General features: G+C 46.0%; 2 protein-coding genes. Both read right to left on the bottom strand.

What is annotated here, in order from left to right; translation table 11 throughout:
• Positions 1-593, bottom strand: a 593-nt coding sequence (locus tag AC1DUA_RS37470; protein WP_477504551.1) for a Gfo/Idh/MocA family protein, incomplete at its 3' end; no start/stop codon positions are given.
• 180 nt (positions 594-773) lie between these two features.
• The coding region (locus AC1DUA_RS37465) for a response regulator transcription factor (protein ID WP_477504550.1) at positions 774-1429 on the bottom strand (656 nt) is incomplete at its 5' end.

The following is a 1429-nucleotide window of genomic DNA, read 5'->3' as shown; positions in this document are numbered from 1 at the left end:
TAATTGTTCATCATCCACAGCGTCAAATCGAGCGCATGCGTGCCAATATCGATCAAAGGACCTCCGCCTTGCTTCTCCTCATCAAGGAAAACTCCCCATGTTGGTACCGCGCGGCGACGGATCGCATGAGCTTTCGCGAAATAGATATCACCCAGTTCACCTTCGGAACATAGTTGGTGCAGATGCTGGCTGTCGCTACGGAATCGATTGTTGTAACCGACGGTCAATTTTTTGCCTGTGCGTTTCGCTGCTTCCACCATGCGACGCGCATCAGCTGCTGTTTTGGCCATAGGTTTCTCGGACATAACGTGTTTACCGGCTTCCAATGCTGCAATCGTAATCTCCGCATGGGAATCATTTGGTGTACAAACATGAACGATATCAATCGTGCTGTCTTTCAGAAGCTCACGATAATCTTCATATACGCGAGCTTCGCCTTTTCCATACTTGTCAGCAGCTTCTTGCGCTTTTTCAGGAAGAATATCACAGAAAGCAACCATTTCTACATTGTTTAATTTGTTCAGGCTTGGCATATGTTTGCCGTTGGCAATACCTCCACAGCCGATAATCGCGATTCGATACGTTTTGGACATGATGGTCCTCCTTAGGGTTTTCGTCTGAGCTTGTACTATATATCAGTATATCAAAAACCTGCAAAAATAAAATTTCGGATCTGGCGATTATTATATCCGATTGTGCTATCTGCGATGGAGAGAACAGAATCCATGTAAAAAAATAAGCCCGGGCACTGTTTCACCAGCACCCTAGGCTTCTTACTTTTTGATAATCGACGCCACTAGCTTATAACCTACACCACGAATCGAATCAATCTGTACGGATTGCTGATTCATTTCCAGCTTTTTACGCAGCGAACTCACGTGAACATCCACTGTACGCTGTCCGCCGATGTAATCAAAGCCCCATACAATATTCATGAGATCGTCTCTAGTCACAACAACGCCTGGACGCTGAACGAGATACAGCAGCACCTCAAACTCCTTAGGTCTCAAAGGAATGGATTCGCCATTCAGAACGACTTCATACTTCTCTGGATAGATGAAGAGTTCGCCAGCTTGAATGACTTTCTCATTCGTTCCCTGCTTGTCCACCATGACATCCTCTGACATCGTTCTACGCAGTACCGCGGACACCCGTGCCAGTAATTCCGCTACGCCAAAAGGCTTCGTGATGTAATCGTCCGCTCCGTGCTTCAAGCCTTGGACAACCTCATCTTCCGCATTGCGGGCTGTTAAGATGATAACTGGCGTGCTATTTCCTTTTTGTCTAAGCTTCGCCAACACCTCAAAGCCATTCAACCCCGGCAGCATAATGTCCAAAATAATTAAATCATAAGACTGCTGAAGCGCTTCTTGAAGACCATCTCCACCATGATCCACAACTTTTGTATGATACCCTTCTTGGGAAAGAT

The organism is Paenibacillus sp. 01T422 (assembly GCF_056398785.1).
The sequence above is the reverse complement of the archived record's forward strand: the minus strand, read 5'-3'. Positions and strand labels throughout refer to the sequence as shown.